The organism is Herbiconiux sp. J20-20 (assembly GCF_057365085.1).
Window position 1 is genome coordinate 2,049,048 of the sequence record NZ_CP195122.1, and the last position, 20,470, is coordinate 2,069,517.

Annotated in this window: 20 protein-coding genes and 1 tRNA gene; 12 read left to right on the forward strand and 9 right to left on the reverse strand. The window is 69.3% G+C overall.

Annotated elements, in window-relative coordinates; translation table 11 throughout:
- Positions 1–58: 58 nt before the first annotated feature.
- Together ACR3ZA_RS09940 and ACR3ZA_RS09945 are read left to right on the forward strand one after the other, a co-directional pair.
- A complete protein-coding gene (locus ACR3ZA_RS09940; RefSeq protein WP_473661802.1) occupies positions 59–439 on the forward strand; it encodes a cold shock domain-containing protein in 381 nt (126 codons plus the stop codon).
- Positions 432–1,043, forward strand: a complete 612-nt coding sequence (locus ACR3ZA_RS09945; RefSeq protein WP_473661803.1) for a DUF3027 domain-containing protein — start codon at positions 432–434, stop codon at positions 1,041–1,043. The genes ACR3ZA_RS09940 and ACR3ZA_RS09945 overlap by 8 nt, the downstream gene beginning before the upstream one ends.
- Before the next feature lie 93 nt (positions 1,044–1,136).
- Here the strand turns inward: ACR3ZA_RS09945 and serC are convergent, their stop codons facing one another.
- The gene (serC, locus tag ACR3ZA_RS09950) at positions 1,137–2,264 is read right to left on the reverse strand and encodes a phosphoserine transaminase (protein ID WP_473661804.1); all 1,128 of its coding nucleotides are present in this window, start codon (positions 2,262–2,264) and stop codon (positions 1,137–1,139) included.
- 120 nt (positions 2,265–2,384) lie between these two features.
- Between serC and ACR3ZA_RS09955 the strand changes: the two genes are divergently transcribed.
- From ACR3ZA_RS09955 to ACR3ZA_RS09975, 5 genes are all read left to right on the forward strand, one after another.
- Positions 2,385–3,077, forward strand: a complete 693-nt coding sequence (locus ACR3ZA_RS09955) for an iron-dependent transcriptional repressor DtxR (RefSeq protein ID WP_473661805.1) — start codon at positions 2,385–2,387, stop codon at positions 3,075–3,077.
- Positions 3,078–3,324: 247 nt separating this feature from the next.
- Positions 3,325–3,939: an NlpC/P60 family protein gene (locus ACR3ZA_RS09960; protein ID WP_473661806.1), complete on the forward strand. Its 615-nt coding sequence runs from the start codon at positions 3,325–3,327 to the stop codon at positions 3,937–3,939.
- Positions 3,940–4,249: 310 nt separating this feature from the next.
- Positions 4,250–4,747 carry an HNH endonuclease gene (locus ACR3ZA_RS09965; protein ID WP_473661807.1) on the forward strand — a complete coding sequence of 166 codons (498 nt, stop codon included), beginning with the start codon at positions 4,250–4,252 and terminating at the stop codon, positions 4,745–4,747.
- A gap of 95 nt (positions 4,748–4,842) precedes the next feature.
- Positions 4,843–5,778, forward strand: coding sequence for a CHAP domain-containing protein (locus ACR3ZA_RS09970; protein WP_473661808.1), 936 nt, complete (start codon positions 4,843–4,845; stop codon positions 5,776–5,778).
- Between the two features lie 28 nt (positions 5,779–5,806).
- On the forward strand, positions 5,807–6,241 hold the full coding sequence (locus ACR3ZA_RS09975; protein ID WP_473661809.1) for an iron chaperone: 435 nt from the start codon (positions 5,807–5,809) through the stop codon (positions 6,239–6,241).
- Between the two features lie 122 nt (positions 6,242–6,363).
- Here the strand turns inward: ACR3ZA_RS09975 and ACR3ZA_RS09980 are convergent, their stop codons facing one another.
- From ACR3ZA_RS09980 to ACR3ZA_RS09990, 3 genes are read right to left on the reverse strand one after another with little or no spacing between them, the layout of a single operon-like run.
- Complete coding sequence (locus ACR3ZA_RS09980) at positions 6,364–7,164, reverse strand: ATP-binding cassette domain-containing protein (protein ID WP_473661810.1); 801 nt, start codon at positions 7,162–7,164, stop codon at positions 6,364–6,366.
- Positions 7,157–8,149 carry an ABC transporter substrate-binding protein gene (locus ACR3ZA_RS09985; RefSeq protein ID WP_473661811.1) on the reverse strand — a complete coding sequence of 331 codons (993 nt, stop codon included), beginning with the start codon at positions 8,147–8,149 and terminating at the stop codon, positions 7,157–7,159. The genes ACR3ZA_RS09980 and ACR3ZA_RS09985 overlap by 8 nt, the downstream gene beginning before the upstream one ends.
- Positions 8,150–8,190: 41 nt before the next feature.
- Positions 8,191–9,264 (reverse strand): iron chelate uptake ABC transporter family permease subunit, encoded by a 1,074-nt coding sequence (locus tag ACR3ZA_RS09990; RefSeq protein ID WP_473661812.1) that lies wholly within the window; start codon positions 9,262–9,264, stop codon positions 8,191–8,193.
- Positions 9,265–9,302: 38 nt separating this feature from the next.
- Between ACR3ZA_RS09990 and ACR3ZA_RS09995 the strand changes: the two genes are divergently transcribed.
- From ACR3ZA_RS09995 to ACR3ZA_RS10010, 4 genes are all read left to right on the forward strand, one after another.
- Positions 9,303–11,000 carry an ATP-binding cassette domain-containing protein gene (locus ACR3ZA_RS09995; protein WP_473661813.1) on the forward strand — a complete coding sequence of 566 codons (1,698 nt, stop codon included), beginning with the start codon at positions 9,303–9,305 and terminating at the stop codon, positions 10,998–11,000.
- Positions 10,997–12,745 carry an ATP-binding cassette domain-containing protein gene (locus ACR3ZA_RS10000; protein WP_473661814.1) on the forward strand — a complete coding sequence of 583 codons (1,749 nt, stop codon included), beginning with the start codon at positions 10,997–10,999 and terminating at the stop codon, positions 12,743–12,745. The genes ACR3ZA_RS09995 and ACR3ZA_RS10000 overlap by 4 nt, the downstream gene beginning before the upstream one ends.
- A 152-nt stretch (positions 12,746–12,897) precedes the next feature.
- Positions 12,898–12,969, forward strand: a tRNA-Arg gene (locus tag ACR3ZA_RS10005).
- Positions 12,970–13,172: 203 nt separating this feature from the next.
- On the forward strand, positions 13,173–13,637 hold the full coding sequence (locus tag ACR3ZA_RS10010) for a redoxin domain-containing protein (protein ID WP_473661815.1): 465 nt from the start codon (positions 13,173–13,175) through the stop codon (positions 13,635–13,637).
- A gap of 26 nt (positions 13,638–13,663) precedes the next feature.
- On the opposite strand, the gene ACR3ZA_RS10015 is transcribed toward ACR3ZA_RS10010, so the two are convergent.
- Together ACR3ZA_RS10015 and ACR3ZA_RS10020 are read right to left on the reverse strand one after the other, a co-directional pair.
- Positions 13,664–14,611, reverse strand: coding sequence for an alpha/beta hydrolase fold domain-containing protein (locus tag ACR3ZA_RS10015; protein WP_473661816.1), 948 nt, complete (start codon positions 14,609–14,611; stop codon positions 13,664–13,666).
- Positions 14,612–14,646: 35 nt separating this feature from the next.
- On the reverse strand, positions 14,647–15,654 hold the full coding sequence (locus tag ACR3ZA_RS10020; RefSeq protein WP_473661817.1) for an SUMF1/EgtB/PvdO family nonheme iron enzyme: 1,008 nt from the start codon (positions 15,652–15,654) through the stop codon (positions 14,647–14,649).
- 216 nt (positions 15,655–15,870) lie between these two features.
- Here ACR3ZA_RS10020 and ACR3ZA_RS10025 point away from each other — a divergent pair, with 216 nt between their 5' ends.
- On the forward strand, positions 15,871–17,382 hold the full coding sequence (locus ACR3ZA_RS10025) for a sulfatase-like hydrolase/transferase (protein ID WP_473661818.1): 1,512 nt from the start codon (positions 15,871–15,873) through the stop codon (positions 17,380–17,382).
- Between the two features lie 79 nt (positions 17,383–17,461).
- On the opposite strand, the gene ACR3ZA_RS10030 is transcribed toward ACR3ZA_RS10025, so the two are convergent.
- The 3 genes from ACR3ZA_RS10030 to ACR3ZA_RS10040 form a co-directional block, all read right to left on the reverse strand.
- A complete protein-coding gene (locus ACR3ZA_RS10030; RefSeq protein WP_473661819.1) occupies positions 17,462–18,739 on the reverse strand; it encodes an extracellular solute-binding protein in 1,278 nt (425 codons plus the stop codon).
- Between the two features lie 63 nt (positions 18,740–18,802).
- A complete protein-coding gene (locus ACR3ZA_RS10035) occupies positions 18,803–19,624 on the reverse strand; it encodes an ABC transporter permease subunit (RefSeq protein WP_473661820.1) in 822 nt (273 codons plus the stop codon).
- On the reverse strand, positions 19,621–20,463 hold the full coding sequence (locus tag ACR3ZA_RS10040) for an ABC transporter permease subunit (protein WP_473661821.1): 843 nt from the start codon (positions 20,461–20,463) through the stop codon (positions 19,621–19,623). Before ACR3ZA_RS10040 ends, ACR3ZA_RS10035 begins: the two co-directional genes overlap by 4 nt.
- Between the last annotated feature and the right edge of the window lie 7 nt (positions 20,464–20,470).

Consider the following 20,470-nt stretch of genomic DNA (forward strand, 5'->3'; position numbering starts at 1 on the left):
CCAGGATAGGGGCCGCGTCCGCACCACCACCCACGCGCGACATCAAGAGAGGCCTGCGATGCCTACCGGCAAGGTCAAGTTCTACGACGAGGAGAAGGGCTTCGGCTTCATCTCCTCCGACGACGGGCAGGAAGTCTTCCTGCACGCCTCCGCACTCCCCGCGGGAGTGACGGTCAAGGCCGGCACGCGCCTCGAATTCGGCATCGCCGACGGCAAGCGCGGTGCGCAGGCCCTGTCGGTGCGCGTGCTCGAAGCCGCGCCGAGTCTCTCCAAGATGTCGCGCCGCTCCGCCGACGACATGGCGATCGTGGTGGAGGATCTGGTGAAGCTCCTCGACGGAATCGGCGCGGGCCTGCGCCGGGGTCGCTACCCCGACCGCAGTCACGGCGCGAAGATCGCCGCCGTGCTGCGCAAGGTCGCGGACGACCTGGATGCCTGACGAGCGGAGTTCTGCCCGCGAGGCGGCCGCGCGCGCGGCGCTCGCCGAGTTCACCGCGGCCGGCGACGTCGGAGAGCTGCTCGAGGAGCAGACGACCGACGACGGCCTGTCGACCCTGAGCTTCGCGACCACCCAGCTCGGCTACCCGGGCTGGCGCTGGACGGTCGCGATCGCCGAACTGCCCGGCGAAGCGCCGAGCGTGCTCGAGGCCGAACTGCTGCCGCACGAGGGCGCCCTGCTGGCTCCCGACTGGGTTCCGTGGTCGGAGCGCCTGGAGGAGTACCGCGCGGCGCAGGCCGCCGCAGCGGAGGCGAACGCCGAGAGCGCGTCCGATGACGACGCCGATGACGCGGACGACGACGACCTCGACGATGTCGACGAGCTCGACAAGCCCGGGGTCGACCTGCGTGAGCTCATCGACTTCGAGCCCGACGATGAGCCGGGCGCCGAGGAGTCAGCGGCGCCGGATCAGGGTGTAGACCAGCAGGACGAGGCCGATGCCGAGGCCGCTGACGCCGATCCAGAGCCAGTCGCCGTTCCCGCTCGCCGTCAGCGCCGGAAGCGCGCTCAGCAGCCCCAGGGTGGCCAGAAGCCAGAGGCCTAGGCCGACGAGGATCGGCGTGCGGTCGTCGGTCTCCACGGGCGGCGGCGTCGGACGACGCTCCTCCTTGGGGATCCACAGCCGCATCGGGTGCTCCTACTTGGCCGTGACGTCGGCGTTGTCGATCACCCAGTCGATCGCGCGCGTCAGCGTGCGGACGTCGTCGGGGTCGATCGCGGTGAAGGTCGCGATGCGCAGCTGGTTGCGTCCCAGCTTGCGGTACGGCTCGGTGTCGACGATGCCGTTCGCGCGGAGCGTCTTCGCGATGGCCGCGGCGTCGATCGCGTCGTCGAAGTCGATCGTGACGACGACCTGCGAACGGTGGTCGGGGTTCTCGACGAACGGCGTGGCGACGCTGGAGGCGGCCGCCCAGTCGTAGAGCACGCCGGACGACTCGCGCGTGCGGGCGTCCGCCCAGGCGATGCCGCCGCTGGCGTTCATCCAGTCGAGCTGCGACTCCATCAGCAGCAGCGTCGACAGCGCGGGCGTGTTGAGGGTCTGGTTGAGGCGCGAGTTGTCGACCGCGTTCTTGAGGCTCAGGAACTCGGGGATCCAGCGCTCGGAGGCGGCGATCGTCTCGATCCGCTCGATCGCGGCGGGGGAGACCACGGCGAACCACAGGCCGCCGTCGCTGGCGAAGTTCTTCTGCGGGGCGAAGTAGTAGACATCCGTCTCGCTCAGGTCGACGTCGACGCCGCCTGCGGCGCTCGTGGCGTCGATGACGGTGAGCGCCCCCGCGTCGCCCGCGGCGCGGCGCACCGGAGCCATCACGCCGGTGGAGGTCTCGTTGTGCGGCCAGGCGTACACGTCGACGCCCTCGACGATCTCGAGCTCGCTGCGCGCCCCGCCGGGGGCGGTCAGCACGTGCGGCGCGTCGAGGAAGGGGGCGGCCGTCGAGGCGGCGGCGAACTTGGCCCCGAACTCGCCGAAGCTGAGGTGCTCGCTGCGCTGGCTGATCAGCGAGAAGACGGCGGCATCCCAGAACGCCGTCGAGCCGCCGTTGCCGAGGAGCACCTCGTAGCCCTCGGGCAGGCGGAACAAGTCGGCGACGCCGGTGCGGACGCGCCCGACGAGGTCTTTCACCGGAGCCTGCCGGTGCGAGGTGCCGAGGATCTCGGCGTGTGCGGTGAGGTGGGCGAGCTGTTCGGGGCGCACCTTCGAGGGGCCGCAGCCGAACCGCCCGTCGGCGGGCAGAAGTTCGGCGGGAATCGTCGTGCCAGGCATGCCCCGAGTCTATGGCCCGCGGCCCGACGCGCGACGTGCCGGGGTGCACCAGAGCCGGAGAGCGGGGTGAGGTGAGGCTAGGCTGGCCTGTGACGCCCGCGCGAATTTCAGGAGGACGCCGTGACAGATCTTGTCGACACGACGGAGATGTATCTGCGGACCATCCTCGACCTCGAAGAAGAGGCGATCGTGCCGCTTCGGGCCCGCATCTCGGAGCGTCTCGGACACTCCGGGCCGACCGTGTCGCAGACGATCGCGCGCATGGAGCGCGACGGCCTGGTGCGCGTCGAAGGCGACCGGCACCTCGAGCTGACGCCCACCGGCCGCACCCGTGCGCTGCACGTGATGCGCAAGCATCGCCTTGCTGAACGCCTGCTCGCCGACGTGATCGGCCTCGACTGGGCGTACGTGCACGACGAGGCGTGCCGCTGGGAGCACGTGATGAGCGAACAGGTCGAGCGCCGCCTGCTCGAGATCCTCGACCACCCGACGGAGTCTCCGTACGGCAACCCGATTCCGGCTCTCGACGAACTGGGCGACACCCCGGCCGGCCGCTTCCTTGAAGGGGTCACGAGCATCGTCGATGCGGTGGCTGACGCCGACGGCGCGGTCTCGGGCGTCATCCGACGGCTTGGCGAACCGGTGCAGTTCGAGCCGGAGCTGCTGGCACAGCTGAAGAGCGCGGGGATCGTCCCGGGGGCGACGGTCACCCTGACGCGGGCCGACTCCTATGTGGCGATCGAAGCGCCCGCGGTGGGCGAAGGACTCGAGCTGCCGCGCGAAGTCGCGTTGCACATCTACATCGCCAGCTGACATGTGAGTCGCCTGGGTGTTGCTGGGAATCGCCCGGATCACCCGTTATCGACTCGTGATCTCAGGGGCACCCCACGTAGTGTCGCCACGTCGAATCGCCACCTCCCCCACGGCGATGCACCGTGAGCCAGACGCCTCAACCCCATCTCTGAGCTCACGCACCTGATCCAAGACAGGATGGGACCGCCCTCAGCAGCGGTCGAGGCGCCGGAGATCTCCCGTGGCTCTACCTCTTCGTCTCGCTGCCGTGTCCCTCATCATGCCCGGACTGTTCGGCACGATCGCACTGCCCGCCTACGCCGCTCTTCCCGAGTCGGAGACGGAGGCCGACGCGGCCACCGCCGACAGCACCGCGGCCGTTCAGTCGTTCCGGGTCGACAGCGCGGTTGCCGAGCTCCCGATCGAGCGCTCCGAGATCTCGGCGACCACCGAAGCCGAGCTCGCCGAGATCCGTGCCGCCGAGGCCGCCGCCGCCGCGGTGGCCGCCGCCTCGGTCGGCGTCACCAACCCGGGTGCGGCCAGCGCCGACCTCGGCACCATCGTCTCGATCGCGCTGCAGTACCAGGGCGTGCCCTATGTCTACGGGGGCGCGACGCCCGCCGGCTTCGACTGCTCCGGCTTCACGATGTACGTCTATGCGCAGGCGGGAATCTCGCTGCCGCACGGTTCGCTCTCGCAGGCCTACGGCGGCACCCGGATCGCGGCATCGGCCGCGCAGCCGGGCGACCTTGTCGTGCTCGACGGCGGCAGCCACATCGGCATCTACCTCGGCAACGGGCAGATGATCGACGCGCCGTATGCGGGAAAGACCGTCCAGGTGCGGGCGATCTACTCGAGCAACCACTACTTCGTCCGCTACTGAGCCAGCCGACCTCGTGCGGACGCGCAACGCGTCGTTTGCCGGGAGTTCAGCGGCCGTCGGCTATTCTGAAGGCCTTGAACCAACGGATCTCAGGAGAGCCGATGCCGAACTCACGCAACATCCTCACCATGGATGCGCGCGCGATGCTCGGAATACGGCGGAGCATCCGCCCGGTCGTGCACTGTTCGGACCGGGACTGAAAAAGGCGCTGTCGTTCGCGACGGCGCCTTTTTTGCGCTCCTCCTGACTCCCGAGGCTCGGGATGCATCGAATGCCCGCAAGCCGTGCGGGCGCCTTCGAGAGGAGAACCGTGCGCACTCTGGTGTTGAATGCCGGCTACGAGCCGCTGGCCGTCGTGTCCTTCAAACGAGCCCTGGTGCTCGTGCTGGGCGGGAAGGCGACGATCGTCGCGCGTGACGATGATCACCCGGTGTTGAGCGCATCCGGAGCGTGGGATCGCCCCTCCGTCATCCTGCTCACCCGCTACGTGCGCATCCCGCACAGCCGTCTGGTTCCGGTGTCGCGTCGCGGTGTGCTGCGTCGCGACAATCAGCGCTGCGGCTACTGCGGGTCGAACGCGACCACGATCGATCACATCGTTCCCCGCTCGCGCGGCGGCGCCGACTCGTGGGAGAACCTGGTGGCCTGCTGTCTCAAGTGCAACAACATCAAGAGCGACCGCACGCCGCAGGAGATGGGCTGGAGCCTGCGCGTGCAGCCGCGGGCGCCGCACGGCACCTCGTGGATGGTGCGCGGCACCGAGCGGACGCTGCCGCAGTGGGAAGAGTTCCTCGCCCCCGCCGCCTGACGGTCAGGCGCTCTCCCGGTGCACGGACCGTTACATCAACGTGATTTTTCCAGGTTCGTCACGTAGTCTGTTCCGGCGCCACACCGGAGGAACTTTTGACGGAACCTGAGGGCTCAGAGAATCTGGGCAACCTCTTTGGCGGCCTCGCCTCCTCACAGGAGACGGCGGCCGCTCCTGCGGCGTACCCGACGCGGCGCTCGCTGCGTGCGGCCGCGTCGACCTCGACGGCGGCATCCGAGCCTTCTGAGAGCGCCGCGCCGACCGTGCCGCCCGCGCCCGAGAAGGCTGCCCCGGTCGTGCCGGTGATGTCGTTCCGGCGTCAGACGGCCCGGCATCCGATCCGCGCTCGCGTGACCGCCGCCGGCACCATGGTCATCATCGGGGGGCTGTTCGCCGCGCTCGGTCTTCCCGCCTACGCGGAGGGCGATGACAGCGCCGAGGTCGCGATCGCCGATGCGGAAGCGGTGCAGAGCTTCGAGGTCAGCGAGGTCGCCAGCGAGACGGCGATCGAGCGCGACAGCTACGACGCGACCAGCGCGGCGGAGCTGGTGGCGCAGTACCGCAGCTCGCTGGCCGACACGAACCTCGCGATCTACCTGCGCTCCGGTGCGGTCGAGGCGGGCGATGACTACCCGTGGCCGGCCGCGCTGCACCTCGGCCAGGGCGGCGGCTTGTCGCCGCTGAACTACTACTACCGCGAATGCGTCGACTTCGTCGCCTGGCGCCTGAACCGCGACCAGGGCTCGTACAGCGCCCCCTTCAAGTGGGACTGGAGCTCGATGACGCCGGGTGGCGGCAGCGCCATCAGCTGGAAGTACCAGTGGGAGGCGCACGGCTGGGAGGTCAGCAGCACTCCGAAGTCGGGCTGGGTCGCCTGGTTCGGCGGCGGCAACCACGTCGCCTACGTGAAGACGGTGAACGGCGACGGCACCATCCTCATCGAGGAGTACAACTGGGGCGGCACCCACATGTACGGCCAGCGCACCATTCCCGCGTCGAGCGTCACCGCGTTCCTCGCCCCGCCCAGCTAGCCTGGGTCTCTCACCACGGGAGGTTGTCATGGCCGACACATCGGATGGTTTCTCCGACTTCGAGCGCGCCGCCATGAAGGAGCGCGCGGCCGAGCTGAAGGCGCAGGGTCGCGGCGGGCAGAAGAAGGCCGACAACCTGCAGGCCGTGATCGACGCGATCGCCGCGATGCCCGACGCAGACCGGGCGCTCGCCGAGCGCATCCACGTGCTCGTGCTGGAGCACGCCCCGAGCCTGCTGCCGAAGACCTGGTACGGCATGCCGGCCTACGCGACCGACGCGGGCAAGGTGGTCTGCTTCTTCCAGGGGGCGTCGAAGTTCGAGGCGCGCTACGCGACGCTCGGCTTCAACGACGCCGCCACCCTGGACGACGGGGCCATGTGGCCGACCGCGTTCGCGATCGTCGAGTGGACGCCCGCGGTCGAGAAGCGGGTCGTGGAGCTGGTCACGGCCGCCGTCGCGTAGTTGTCGTCCCCCGCAAGCTTGTGAACGCGGGCACCGTGTGTGCGTCCGACATCCCCTCGAGCGGTGCGAAACGTGCGATGTTGCGCGCTCAGATCGCGCTTTTGGCACCGCTCGAGGTCGTGTCAGCGGCCGACGATGATGCGGGTGCGGCCGTCGAGCTCCGCGTTGCGCGCCGCCACGCGGTAGACGCGCTCCACGAGGTCGGCGTCGATCGCGGTGGCAGGTGCCCCGTCGGCGATGATGGCGCCCTGATCCACGAGCACGATGCGCGTGCAGTACGCCAGTGCAAGATCGATGTCGTGCAGTGCGACGATGCTCGTCGACGGAGCATCGGCCAGATGCGCCAGCAGCTCGTGCTGGTGACGCAGGTCGAGGTGGTTGGTCGGCTCGTCAAGCAGCAGCAGCTCGGCCTGCTGGGCGAAGGCGCGCGCGATGAGCACGCGTCGGCGCTCGCCGCCGGACATCTGCTGCAGGCTGCGGTCGAGAAGCGGGCTCAGCTCCCACCGGGTCGCAATGTCGTCGATCGCCTGATGGTCGGCGAGGCGGTACGGCCGCCAGTCGGGAGTGCCTGCGGCGCGACCCAGCAGCAGCACATCGCGCGCGGTGAACGGCAGCTCGGTGTGCTCGTCCTGCGCGACCGACGCGATCAGGCGTGCGCGCTCGCGGGGTCGATAGCTTCCAAGCGGACGACCATGCAGCGCGACGCTGCCCTCGTGGGGCGCCGAGATTCCGGCGAGCACGCGGAGCAGGCTGGTCTTGCCGGAGCCGTTCGGTCCGAGCAGCGCCACGGTCTCACCGGAGCGGATGTCGAGATCGATCGGGCCCAGCACGGTGCGGGCACCGTGCCGCACCGTGACGCCGCGCGCCGACAGGGCGGGAGCGTGAGACGCCCCGCCCTGTCGGTTGAGTCGTGCGTCAGCCATTCGTTCCCGCGACGAGCAGTTCGAGGCCGGTGACCGCGGTCGGTCCGGCGCCCGTCACCGCGGAGGGGATGAGCGTGATGCGGTCGGCCGCCACCGCGTCGAGAGCGTCGGCGCCGGGCTCCGCGAGGAATCGAGCCTTCGCCTCCTCGGCGCTCTCGCCGGTGAATCCGTAGGCCATCACGATCCAGTACGGCTGGTGCTCGAGCAGCGCTTCCATCGACGTGTCGATGTACGTGGCCTCCTGGTCGGCGAACACGTTCTCCAGGCCCGCCGCTGTGATCGCGGTCTGCGGGATGCCTTCGCCGCCGTAGGCGGAGATGCCGGACTCACCCGAGAAGTAGTAGATCCAGGCGGCCGTCTCGCCGGTGGCGGCGCGCTCGGCGGCGTCAGCGCGAGCGCTGAGCGCGTCGGCCGCGACGTCGGCGGTCTCGCTCGTCTGGAAGATCTCTCCGAAGCGACGGATGTCGTCGCTGATGGTGTCGAAGTCGACCTCCATTGCTTCGCCGGTGGCGGCGTCGTGGCCGCACTCGCCGGTGACGGTGATCAGCTGGATTCCTGCGGCCACGAGCTGGTCGGGGTCGGCGTTGAACAGGCCGTAGCCGACGACCGTGTCCGCGCCGGAGCCGAGAATCTGTTCGGTCGTCGGGTCCCAGCTGTCGACGATCAGGTCGTCCGAGGGCGGGTTGCTCAGGTCGTCGCTGAGCGGCGCGTCGAACTCGCCGGAGCGGGCGACGATGAGGTCGGAGCCGCCCGCCGCGTCGATCAGCTCGACCGCGGAGGTGCCGACCGTGAAGATCGCCTCGGGTGCGTCGTCGATCACGATCGGGGCGCCGCAATCCAGAACCTCGACCGGGTAGCCGGTCGCGGTGTCGCCGGTGTCGACGCTGCCGCTTGCGGTGTCGGTCGCGCATCCGGCGAGTGCCAGCGTGACCAGGCTTGCGCCGATCATCGCGCCGATTCGGGTGCGCTGTGTGGGGATTCTCATTGTTCTCCTTGCTGTGGGTGTTCGGTTCGGGTGGTGCGTGGTCAGGATCGTTCGCGCTGCCGCTGGTGCAGCAGGAACATGAGCAGCGGTGTGCCGACGAGGGCGGTCAGCACGCCTAGCGGGATCTCGCGCGGAGCCAGCACCGTGCGCGCGAGCGCGTCGGCGGCGACGAGCACGATTCCGCCGAGCAGTGCGCTGGCGGGGATGAGGCGCCGGTGGCTGGCGCCGACGAGCCGGCGCGCGAGGTGGGGCACGACGAGGCCGACGAAGCCGATCGCCCCGCTCACGGCGACGGCGGCGGCGATGGTGAGGGCGGCGACGATCGCCACCTGGATGCGCAGCTTCGACGGGTCGACGCCGAGGCTGCGCGCGACATCGTCGCCGAGCCCGATGGCGTCGAGGCGGCGACCCCAGACGGTGAGCAGCAGCACGCTGCCGACGGTGACGATCGCGACCGCGACGAGGTCGCTCCAGGAGGCGACGGCGAGGGAGCCGAGCGACCAGAACACGACCGAGCGCACGGCGTCGCGGTTGTCGCTGAGCACGACGACGAGGTTGGTGGCCGCGGCGAGGAAGTAGCCGACGGTGAGCCCGGCGAGCACCAGGCGAGAGCCGCTCAGGTGCCGCCGGCCGCCGAGCAGCGCGAGCACCAGGCCGAGCGCGATGAGGGCGCCGATGAACGCCCCACCGCTGGCGCCGAGCACCGCCGCCGAGGCGCCGAGGCCGGTGGCGATCATGACGGCGGCGCCGAAGGTGGCTCCGGACGAGACGCCGAGCAGGTACGGATCGGCGAGATCGTTGCGCACGATGGCCTGAAGCGCGCTGCCGGTGATGGCCAGGGCGGCGCCGACGACGGCGCCGAGCAGGACTCGGGGCACCCGCAGTTGCCACACCACGGTGTCGACGGTGTCGCCGCCCGGGGTGCCGAGCAGCTGGTCGACCACCACGCGCAGCACCTCGAGGGCGGGCGTCGGGTACTGCCCGAGCCCGACGGCGATGACGCCGAGGGTGGGCAGCGCGACGGCGAGCGCGAGCGTCGCCGCGGTCGCTCGCCACTGCCGAGGGGCGGCGGGGATCGTCGGTTTGACGATCAGAGTCGCCGGTCGTACAGTCACATGCAAATGATAACCATTATTATTAAGAGTCGATAACCGTGCAGCATCTCCGGCTCATGGGCCTGTGGAACGGGCACCGAGCGCTGCTGGCGGTCCTGGTCGGCATCCGCCTCGCCGTCGCCGTGACGTGGGTCGGTCAGGCGCTCGCGAGCGCACGCATCTTCGCGATCTTCCTCGACCCCGAGCTGCGCGCCGCGCTCGCCGCCGAGGTCGTCGGGCCCGCGATCGTCCTCGTGGCGGCGCTCATCGTCCGGCCGTTCCTGGTCGGGGCCGGGCATCTCGTCGCGCACCGCGCCATGACCTCGGTGAAGCGCGAGCTTCGACTGCGCGTGCTGCGCGCGTTCGTGCTGCGGGCGGCACGCGATCCGCGCGGACGCAGCGGCCGAGACCACACGATCGTCGTCGACGGCATCGAGAATCTCGATGCGTACCTGTCCGGGTTCCTGCCGCAGCTGGTCGCGACGGTCATCACGACGGCGAGCGTCGGCGCGGTGATGGTCGTCCTGCATCCGGTCGCCGGGGTCGCGGGGATCCTCGTTGCGGCGACCGTCCCGGTGATCCCGCGACTCTGGGATCGCCTGCTCGCGGCGCGCGGCGGCCAGCAATGGTCGGCGTATCAGGAGCTGCAAGCCGAATTCGTCGACTCGATGCAGGGCATGACGACGCTCGTGGCGTTCGGCGCCGAAGAGCGGCGCGAGCGCCACCTCGCGCGGGCCTCGGCGGAGCTGCTTCGGCGCACGCTCGGCCAGCTGCGGCTGTCGCTGGTCGACTCGGGGCTGGCGGCGCTCGCCCTGGTCGGGGCGCCGGCAGTCGTGCTGATCGCGCTTGCCCTCACCGGTGCGCAGTCGACCCCGCTCACGGTATTCACCCTGGTGCTGCTGTCGATCGAACTCGTGCGCCCCCTGCGTGAACTGGCGGCGCTCTGGCACGCCGGCTATGTCGGCACCTTCTCGGGCGAGGCGATCCGGGCGCTTCTGGAGGGCGCGCCGCCGGACGGCGGCCGACCGGCGGCGACCCCGGATGCGCGCGTCGGCACCGTCGCGGTGCGCGACCTCGTGGTGCGGCACGCGGGAGCCGAGGCTCCGGCGCTGACGGTCACAGACCTCGCCTTCGAGCCGGGCATGACCGCGATCATCGGCCCGACTGGTGCAGGCAAGTCGACCCTCGCCGCCGCGCTGGTGGGGCTGGCCGTGCCGGAACGCGGCGCGGTCCTCCTCGACGGCGAGGAGTGCAGCGCCGAGCAGCTGCTGCGTCGTGTGAGCCTGGTGCCGCAGGATCCGGCGCTGTTCGGCGGCACCGTCGCCGACGAGATCGCACGCGGTGCGTCGCCCGATGAGGGCACCGACCTCGTGATGCGGGTGGCCGCCGACGCGGGCATCGGCGGCGGCGCCCTTCGGCTCACGACCGAGGTCGGCGAGGGCGGCGCGATGATCTCGGGCGGCCAGCGGCAACGTGTCGCCCTCGCGCGAGCTCTCGCGCAGGGCCGCGGGGTTCTCGTGCTCGACGAGGCGACCTCGGCCCTCGATCCGGCGAGCGAGGCGGCGCTGATCGAGCGGTTGCGGCGCGACCCCAACCGCATCCTCGTGGCAGTGACGCACCGGCACGATGTGGCGCGTCTGGCCGACCGCGTCATCCTCGTCGAGGACGGGCGGGTCGCAGCGGTCGGCACACCGGACGAGGTGCTCGGGCGCGCGGTGTCGGAGGATTCGGTGCCGGGAAGCGCGGTGCGGGCATGAAAAGCATCCTGCGTCTGGCATCCCACGTGGGCGGGCATCGACGGCATTTCGCGGTCGTCGTCGCCTCGTCGACCGGCGTGCTGCTCGCGGGCGTCGCCGTGTCCACGATCTCGGTCGCCGCCGCCACGGCTCTCGCGACCGGGCGGCCGCTGCTCGGGCTCGGCGTCGCGCTCGGGCTGAGTGTGCTCGCCGTCGCGGTGCTGACCTGGATCGAGCAGTGGTTCGCGCACGTGCTCGCCTACGAGGTGATCGACGTGCTGCGCATCTCGTCGCACCGTGCGATCGCCCGCCTCGCACCGCTCGGCCTCGCGCGCCGCAGCGCGGGGGAGACGGTGGCGCGATCCATCGGCGACATCGAGGCGCTGGAGTGGTTCTACGCCCACACCGCAGCGCAGGTGATCGCTGGCACGCTCGCCTCACTCGTCTTCTCCGGCGTGGCGATCGCCGTCGCCGGGCCGCTCGGCCTGCTCGTCCCGGCGGCGCACCTGCTGCTCCTCGCGATCCCGCTGCTGGCGATGCGCCGCGCCGAGCGCCAGGCGGCGACGCTGCGCGGCGAGGTGTCGGAGCTCGGCACGGTCACGCTCGCGGCGCGCCAGTCGGCGCGCGAGACGGTGCTGCTGGGGGGCCTCGACGAGCTCGCGCGCGATGTCGCCGCTCGCACCGACCGCATCCAGCGCGCCCGGCGCACGATCGCGCTGCGGATGGGGGCCGAGCAGGCGGTCACGGAAGCGGTCGGCGCGGGTCTTGCCCTGGCAGCGCTCGCGCTGGTGAGCGTGGGCGTCGCGGCCGGAACGACAGACCCGACTGCCGCGCCCCTGGTGATGGTGTTCGCGGTCACGTCGACCTCGGCCGCGCTGGTGATCGCGACCGCGCTGGGGCGTTTCGGCGAGGTGCGGGCGGCGGCGCGGCGGGTCGACCAGCTGCTCGACGCCCCGGGGGTGCGCCCGGAGGGCGGCGGCGCGGAGGGTGACGGCGTGGCGGACGACCGCGCGGTCGCCCCGGAGGGGGTCGAGGCGGTTCCGGGGCTCCGCGCCCACGGACTTCGGGTGTCGTATCCGGGCAGCGAGACGCTGGTGCTCGACGGGGTCGATGTCGGCGTCGAGCGCGGTCGCATGGTGGCGATCGCGGGGGAGAGCGGCGCGGGCAAGTCGACGCTGCTCTACGCGCTCGGGCGACTGATCCCGGTGGTCGACGGTGAGATCTGGATCGACGGCGTGCGCGCCGACCGGGAGTCGTCGACGGCCACGCGGGAGCGGGTGTCGTTCGTGAGCCAGCACGCCCACATCTTCCGGTCCAGCATCCGGGACAACCTGCTGGCGCCGGAGGCTGGCGACGACGAGGTGTGGGCGGCGCTCGAGAGCGCGCGCATCGCGGAGCGGGTTCGCCAGGCGCCGGACGGCCTCGACACCGTGCTCGATGAGCGCGGCGCCGGCTGGTCGGGAGGGGAGCGCCAGCGGCTCGGGCTGGCGCGCGGGCTCCTTCGCGATGCTCGCGTGCTGCTGCTCGACGAGCCGACCGCCGGACTCGACCCGGCGACCGAGGCCGAGTTCCTGGAGACCCTCGCGGCGGTGAAGGCCGAGCGCGCGATCGTCGTGGTGACGCACCGCGAGCCGGTCATGCGGGCGAGCGATCAGGTGGCACTGCTGCACGGCGGGCGCATCCAGGATGCGGCACCGCACGAAGAGCTGGCGGCGCGGAGCGAGCGCTACCGCACGCTGCTGCACCACCGCGAACGCGCGGAGTGACGCGGCGGCGGGGGAAAGAAGCGGCTCCGCGTGCTCGACATCACGCTCGGCGGCTCGTTGCTGGCGGTTTGCCCCCTGGCGGCAGCGCTCAAGTCGCGCTTCGACGTGTCGCGGCTAGGCTAGAACCACGCTCGGGCTGCGGCCCGGGCCCCGCCTCTGTAGCTCAATGGAAGAGCAGTTCCGTCCTAAGGAAAGGGTTGGGGGTTCGAGTCCCTCCAGGGGCACGTCGGTTGTGCGTCGAGCTCGGTGCACGAAACGCCTCGAGGTCGGGTCGGCCGAATCTCTCGACGCAGGTGGTTCCGAAGGCCCCGATCCATGTGAATTCGTCGACGCGTCGCCCGCAGGGAATACCCCTGGGCTCTCTTCCCGTTGCATTCCACGACGGCAGGCCGCTTTTCGAAAACTCGGCCAGATCCAAGGAGGCCCCATGTCTGATCCCGCGCTCGTCCCCGGTTCTGCTCTTGCCGACGCGACAGTGACCACAGCTGATGGTCGCGTCGTCGCGCTCAGCGATCTGCTCGCTGGGAACCCCGCCGTCATCCACTTCATGCGCACGGCGACGTGCTCGGCGTGCATGGCGCACGGCAAGGTGCTGGGCAAACTTGCTGAGCAGGGAAGGCTCGGCACCGCCCGAGTGGTCTTCCTCACCGCCGGCGGCGCGGCCGACGCCGCGCAGGTCGAAAAAGTGCTGACTCCACCGGTTGCCGTCGCCGCGGTCGGCGCAGACCACTCCGCTTTCGGGCTCAAGCGCTCAGGTCAGTTCCAGCAGAGCGCGACGATCGTCGTGGATTCCGACATGGTGGTGCGTCAGGCGACGCTTGCCGCCATGCCCCACAAGAGCTTCGACCGTGTGGCCACCATCGCGGCGATCGACGGCATGGCTGCCGCGTAGCATCGGCACGTCGGCAGGGCCGGAGGTCACCCGACCCCGAGCATCCCCCGCAGCGCCGCCACCTGCCGATCCACGAAGTCCCGCGAGACCCCGGCCTTCGGCTCGACCGCATCGAAGCCGTGGTACGCGCCCGGAACCACGTGCAGCTCGCACGGCACGCCCGCTTCGGTGAGGCGGCGGGCGTAGGCCACGTCTTCGTCGTGGAACAGGTCGAGGGTGCCGACGCCGAGCCAGGTGGGCGGCAGTCCGCTCAGGTCGGTGCGGCGGGCGGGCACCGCGAGCTCCAACGTCGCCGCGTCGAGCGGGGTGGCAGCGGGGCCGCTGGTGCCGGCGCGCAGGTACATGCCCCAGCCGAGGCGGTTGCTCGAGGCGCTCCAGATGCGGCGGTCGCGCGCGGCCGGGTCGTCGCCCACCGGGGTGCGATCATCGAGCATCGGGTAGACCAGCACCTGACCGACGAGGGCGACCTCACCGAGATCGCGCGCGCGGAGGGCGACCGCGGCCGCCAGGTGGCCGCCCGCGCTTTGGCCGATCACGGCGATCTGCGTCGGGTCGACGTCGGGCTGTGCGGCCAGCCACTCCAGCGCTGCGGAGCAGTCGTCGAGCGGGGTCGGGTACGGATGCTGCGGGGGCATCCGGTACTCGACGCTCGCCGCGACGACGCCGAGCTCCTCGACCAGGCGACGGCAGAGTTCGTCGCCGTCCGTTGCCGAACCGATGATGAGACCGCCGCCGTGCAGGTGGAGCACCGCCGGGCGACGTATGCCGGTGGCGGCATCCGCGGGCCGCTGCACGCGCACCGCGACACCTTCCGCGACTTCGATCAGCTCCCCGCCCTTCGGCGCGCGGCGGGCGCCCGGCGCCGCCAGCGCCCGTGAGAGCGGACGGGTGAACCGGGTGACGACGGTGCGCGGCATGAAGCGCGCCCGCGTCAGGTCGGGGTGGAACGGTGAGGCGTCGCTGCCAGAAGTCATGCCTCGACCCTAGGGGTGACACACCTCGGCGAACGTCACGGGCGCCGCAGCGTGACGGTTCGGAACCCCGCGTTGCCGGTCGATGAGTCGGGTGTACTCGAGGAGCGCGCTGAGTTGCGATACCGATTGCAGTAGGAGTCGTGGCAGAGGTAGGAGCCTCCGCGCAGCACACGGGTTTCGCCGTGGTCGGGGCCGTCCGGATCGGTGGACGGGGCCGAGGCGTAGTAGTCCCGCCCGTACCAGTCGGCGCACCACTCCCACACGTTGCCGACCGTCTGCCAGAGTCCGTAGGCGTTGGGTGCGAAGCTGCGTACGGGCGCGGTTGTCAAGAAGCCGTCCTGGAGCGTGTTGTTGGTGGGGAAGGTGCCCTGCCAGATGTTGAGCTGCCACGCGTCGTCGAGGTCGTCGCCCCACGGGTAACGGGCCCCCGCGAGGCCACCCCGCGAGGCGCACTCCCACTCGGCTTCGGTCGGAAGCCGACGCCCGGCCCAGTCGCAGTACGCTTGGGCGTCGTTCCAGCTGACGTGCACGACCGGGTGATCGCGAATCGAGTCGATGCTCGACGCAGGTCCGCTCGGATGCCGCCAATCCGCTCCGCGGACACCCAGCCACCACGGCGCCCCATCGGAGTGCCCGAGCACGTCACCTGGATCGCCCCGAAACGCCGCATGGAAGACGGCGGAGTATCCGAACCGCTCGGCCTCGGTACGGTACTTGGTTGCGAGGACGAAACGCGCGAAGTCGGCGTTGGTCACACTGGTGGCGTCGATCGTGAACGTGCTGAGAGCGACATCGTGACGCGGGCCCTCCCCGTCGCGCCAACGGTCGTCTCCGTGCGCGTCGCCCATCGTGAAGGTCTGCGCGGGGACAACGATCTGCTCGATGCCGTGTCGCGATTCGATGTCGCTCGCGGCGTCGATGCGAATCGTCGCCGCGTCGGCGTCTCGCGGAAGTCCGAATCCAGCAGGCGCTGGCGCACAACAGGATGCGGCGGGAGTCGTGTCAACGGATTCGCCGTCGTGCTCGCAAGGGTCGCCGCTCACCGAGACCTCCGTTCTTCCGTCCACAATCCTACGCAATTGCATCGTTTATACGTATAAATTACTGTCGGAGTGTGTCCGTGCAAGGGAGATCCCCGCACCCTCGGGCTCGATGCTCCACTCCTCAAGAAAGGCGCTTTCGCCGTGACTCCCGAAGACGTGACTGTTCCGCCTCGCAACGATAGGGAGGCGGGCGAGCGGCCGAATGTGCTGTTCGTCATGACCGACCAGCAGCGGTTCGACACCATTGCGGCTCTCGGCAACGCCGACATCGACACCCCGAACCTTGACCGGCTCGCCGCGCAGAGCGTCGTCTTCGACAACGCCTACTCCACGTGCCCGGTCTGCGTACCCGCTCGCTACACGCTGCGTTCGGGATCGGAGCCGACGCGCACCGGCATCTACGACAACGAGGTCGAGGACGGCGCGCACGAGGCGATCGTCGAGAACTGCGGGCCCTATCTCGCAACAAGGATGACCGAGCTCGGGTACCGCACGTGGGGAGTCGGGAAGTTCCATACCATCCCGTGGAACGCCGACATCGGCCTCGAAACCCAACTGCGCAGTGAGGAGCTCTACGAAGACGGCGATGCGCGCCTCGGAGACAGCTATGCGGGCTGGATCGCTCGAGAGCACCCGAGTTTCAACTGGATCGAGGCGCTCATGGGGGAGCGCACCGACATGTACTACATGCCGCAGATGAGCCCCCTTCCCGCCGAGCTGACGGTTGAAGCATGGACGACCGATCGCGCAATCGAGCAGCTGGCGGCGGACGACGAGCGGCCCTGGTTCGGCCTCGTCTCCTACATCGGTCCGCATCCGCCGTTCGCCCCGCCGCTGCCCTTCAACCGGATGTACGACCCCGACCGCATGGCGTCGCCGATCAGTGGCGATCGCGCCGTTGACCACCTTGACCAGCAGATCCCGTGGATGAACTACGCGATCTTCGCCGAGGACGTCGACGATTTCCGCGCCCGGGCCTTGAAGGCGCGCTACTACGGCGAGATCAGCTACATCGACGGTTGCATCGGGCGATTGCTCGACTCCTTGGAGGACTCCGGCCAGGCCGACAACACGCTGATCGTCTTCTACGCCGACCATGGGGATCTGCTCGGTGATCATGCCGGCTGGCAGAAGGAGAGCTTCTTTGAGGCTTCGGCACGCGTCCCGTTCCTGGTGAGCTGGCCGCGCGTGATCGACCGTCCGCGCACTTCGCACGAACTCGTGTGCCTCACGGATCTTTTCGGGATGGCGACGACCGCGGCGGGTGCCGCTGAGCTTCGCCAAGGCTCTGATGTGCTGGGGCTCATTCGCGGCGAGGCTGCGCAGCGCGAAACGTTGTTCGGCTACCACGGGCTTCCCGGCACCGACCGTTTCAAGGCGATGGTGCGCCAGGGCGACGTCAAGCTGATCTGGATGGCGAATGGCGACAGCGCGCTGCTGTTCAACGTCGCGGACGACCCGCAGGAGCTGAATCCGTTGCAGGACGAGCACCCGGAGCTGGTTGCGCGACTGCGCCAGGCGCTGCTCGAGCACCTTCGTGCGGAACGTGTGACCGCGGCGCTCGACGGAGACGAGCTGAAGACGTTCGAGTACCGCGTGCGGCCGCTCCAGCGCTTCATGCAGTTCGACCTCTCGCGCGGCGTCACCGGTTACCCGGACCAGCCCCGCAATGTGCACTTCGAGCCGGTCAGTTTCGACGCTGCGCGAGCGGCGTCGCGCGGCTCCTGAACGCTCGCCGAGACAGAAGCGCCCCGGGCCAGATGAGAACTGACCCGGGGCGCTCTTGCGTGCGTGCGCGTGCGGCGCGTTAGTTGTTCGCGAGCGCCGTCTCGAAGGCGCTGTCGAGCTTGGCGGCGCCTTCAGCCGGGCTGAGCGAGCCGTTCAGCAGACCTGTCGCCGCGTCGAAGTGCGCTTGCTGCACCGAGGCGTCCGGCCACAGCTGCTCCGGGAACGAGGTGGTGCGGTTGCGCTCGAGGAAGTCGACGAAGGTGACCAGCGCGTCCGGCGTCGCCGAGGTCGACTCGAACACCGGAATCGCGCTCAGCGCATCCGCGTACGCGGCGGTACCGGCCGGGCTGACCAGGAAGTTAATGAACTTCACGGCCTGCTCCGGGTAGTCGGTGCTGGCGTTGACCGCGTAGGTGCTGCCCGAGGCGCCCGGCATGTAGGTGTCGGCCGGGTCGTCGGTCGCCGGCAGGGCTTCCATCTTGAAGACAGTTCCCTCGGGGGCCGCCTGCTGCAGCGCCGCGACGTGCGCGTTCACCGAAACGATCGAGAGTGCGTCTCCGTTGGCAACGAGCTTTGCCGCCTCATCGAAGGTCGTTCCGACGGGCTTGTCCTGGAAGCAGCCCGCGTCGAGCATCTCCTGGTACTGCTCGAACGTCTGCACCCAGCCCGACGTGGCGAAGGTCACATCACCCGCCACCTGCTCGGCAGCGAAGTCGGGGTTGGGTCCGTAGGTGAGGGTCGCGTTCAGCGTGTGCGGGATGAGTTGCGTCGTCCACGCATCGGCGGCACCAATCGCGAAGGCCGACTTGCCGGCGGCGATGGCGTCGGTGCAGAGCTGCAACACGCCGCTCCAGGTATCCGGCGCGGTCAGACCGGCGGCCTCCATCGCGTCCATGTTGAAGATAGGTCCGATGGCGGTGAGGGTGACCGGGGCGACGACCGTCTTGCCGTCAGCCTGGGTGACCGCCTTCAAGCCGTCGGGGATCTTGGCGGCGAACTCCTGATCGGAAAGGTCAAGGAGGTAGCCCGCCTCGCCGAGGCGCACTGCCGACATGGCGCTGCCCGAGCCGGGGAAAGCGGCCAGAATGTCCGGGCCGGTGCCGCTGGAGAGCTGCGTCGTCAATGTCGTGCTGTAGGCGTCGACACCGAGCGAGGTCGACTCCACCTTGATGTCGGGGTTCTCAGACTCGAAGGCTTCGATGACGGCCGCGATTCCGGCGTCATCGCTGTTCACGTGGCCGAGCTGCAGTGTCACGACGCCGTCAGACGACGAGCCAGAGTCCGTCGAGCATGCGCTGACGCCGATCAACACGAATGCCGCGGCGGCGACGATGCCGACCTTGTTGGGTGTTTTCATTTCGGTTATCTCTTTCTTTTGGTGGGAAGGGGAGAGGTGCACAATCGGGGCGGCGGCCGGGCGTCAGCCCTTGAGTCCGCCAGAGAATCCGCGAATGACAAGCTTTTGCATCGCGAAGTAGAGAATCAGGACCGGCAGGATCGTGATGATCAGCCCGGCGAAGACGACGTTCCACTCGGAGACGTACTGCCCGACGAATTGGAAGAGCGCGACGGGGATCGTCTCGGTCTTCGAGCCGTAGAGGTACAGCAGCGGGGTGAGGAAGTCGTTCCACACCGCGACGACATTGAGGATGATCACGGTTCCGGTGATCGGCCGCAGCATCGGGAACAGCACGCGCACGAACGTCGAGAACTGGTTGGCCCCGTCGATCGCCGACGCCTCCTCGTATTCGATCGGGAGTTCGCGCAGGAATCCCGTGTACAACACGATCGAGAATGGCATCTGCGTGCCGAGATAGAAGAGCACCAGCGCCCAGGGGGTGCCGAGCAGAGAAAGGTCGCGCATCGTCTGATAAAGCGGCAGCATCGCGAGCTGGAACGGCAGGATGAGTCCGCCCGCGATGAGGATGTAAGTGATGCGCGACCAGGCGCGCGTGACGCGAGCCAAGGGGTAAGACGCGAGCGCCGAGAATGCGACGATGAGCGTCACGCTCACCAGCGTGACGATGAAGCTGTTGAGGATCGCGCCTCCCAGTTCGCCGCGAATCCAAGCGTCGGGGAAGTTGGCGAGCGTCGGTGTCGAGGGGAGTGCGAGTGCGTCGCCCGGGTCATTCGGCTGTTTCAGAGCCGTCGTAATGAGGATGTAGAACGGCATGCAATAGACCAGGGTCGCGAGCACCATGGTGACCTCGAGGATCCCTGTGCGCCACGTGTACTTATTCATCGGGATTCCTTCGTCTGCCAGGCGACCGCGCGGTTCTGCATGATCGCGAACGCGACGACGACCACGGTCAGCACCACCGCGATCGTCAGCCCGTACGACATCTGGCCGTACTGGAACGCGACACGGTAGAGAAGAGTCGACATCGTCTCGGTGGCGCCATTCGGGCCTCCGGCCGTCATCACCCACACTTGGTCGAACTGCTTCAGGCTGCCGATGATCGCGAGCATGATGTTGATCGCGAACGCAGGCGCCAGCTGAGGCCGGATAATGCTCCAGAATCGGCGAATCGGCCCGGCTCCGTCGATCGCAGCCGCCTCGGTCAGTTCGGCAGGCACTCCCTGGAGGTTGGCGAGGAAGATGACCATCGCGTATCCCGTGTACTGCCAGATGATCACCACGCAGACCATCCACAAGGCCAGATCGGAGTTGCCCAGCCACTCCTGCGTCCACGACTCCAGCCCGAGGTTTTCGAGGACGGTGTTGAGGGCGCCGGTCGAACCGAAGATGTTTTTGAAGAGGAAGCCGGTCGCGACCGGGGTGACGACCACCGGGGCGAACATGATCACGCGGATGACGTTCTTCGACTTGATGAGCGAGTTGGCGCCAAGGGCGAAGAGCAGCCCGAGGATCGTCTGCACCACGGTGATGACGAGCGCGAGCAGGATCGTGTTGCCAAGCGCTCCCCACATCCGGTCGTCGTTGAAGGCGCGCTCGAAGTTGTCGAGCCCGACGAATTCGCTGTCCGGACGAATACCGTTCCAGTCAGTGAATGAGAGCGTTGCGCCTTGGAGGCTGGGCCAGACGACGACAAACGAGTAGACGGCGACCGCGGGCATCATGAACAGC

What these genes read in the sequence shown, in the direction of transcription:
- ACR3ZA_RS09940 (WP_473661802.1), top strand. Translation starts at nt 59, where the DNA reads ATGCCTACCGGCAAGGTCAAGTTCTACGACGAGGAGAAGGGCTTCGGC.
- ACR3ZA_RS09945 (WP_473661803.1), top strand. Translation starts at nt 432, where the DNA reads ATGCCTGACGAGCGGAGTTCTGCCCGCGAGGCGGCCGCGCGCGCGGCG.
- serC (WP_473661804.1), bottom strand. Translation starts at nt 2,264, where the DNA reads ATGCCTGGCACGACGATTCCCGCCGAACTTCTGCCCGCCGACGGGCGG.
- ACR3ZA_RS09975 (WP_473661809.1), top strand. Translation starts at nt 5,807, where the DNA reads ATGGCCGACACATCGGATGGTTTCTCCGACTTCGAGCGCGCCGCCATG.
- ACR3ZA_RS09980 (WP_473661810.1), bottom strand. Translation starts at nt 7,164, where the DNA reads ATGGCTGACGCACGACTCAACCGACAGGGCGGGGCGTCTCACGCTCCC.
- ACR3ZA_RS09985 (WP_473661811.1), bottom strand. Translation starts at nt 8,149, where the DNA reads ATGAGAATCCCCACACAGCGCACCCGAATCGGCGCGATGATCGGCGCA.
- ACR3ZA_RS10000 (WP_473661814.1), top strand. Translation starts at nt 10,997, where the DNA reads ATGAAAAGCATCCTGCGTCTGGCATCCCACGTGGGCGGGCATCGACGG.
- ACR3ZA_RS10010 (WP_473661815.1), top strand. Translation starts at nt 13,173, where the DNA reads ATGTCTGATCCCGCGCTCGTCCCCGGTTCTGCTCTTGCCGACGCGACA.
- ACR3ZA_RS10015 (WP_473661816.1), bottom strand. Translation starts at nt 14,611, where the DNA reads ATGACTTCTGGCAGCGACGCCTCACCGTTCCACCCCGACCTGACGCGG.
- ACR3ZA_RS10025 (WP_473661818.1), top strand. Translation starts at nt 15,871, where the DNA reads ATGACCGACCAGCAGCGGTTCGACACCATTGCGGCTCTCGGCAACGCC.
- ACR3ZA_RS10030 (WP_473661819.1), bottom strand. Translation starts at nt 18,739, where the DNA reads ATGAAAACACCCAACAAGGTCGGCATCGTCGCCGCCGCGGCATTCGTG.
- ACR3ZA_RS10035 (WP_473661820.1), bottom strand. Translation starts at nt 19,624, where the DNA reads ATGAATAAGTACACGTGGCGCACAGGGATCCTCGAGGTCACCATGGTG.
- ACR3ZA_RS10040 (WP_473661821.1), bottom strand. Translation starts at nt 20,463, where the DNA reads ATGATGCCCGCGGTCGCCGTCTACTCGTTTGTCGTCGTCTGGCCCAGC.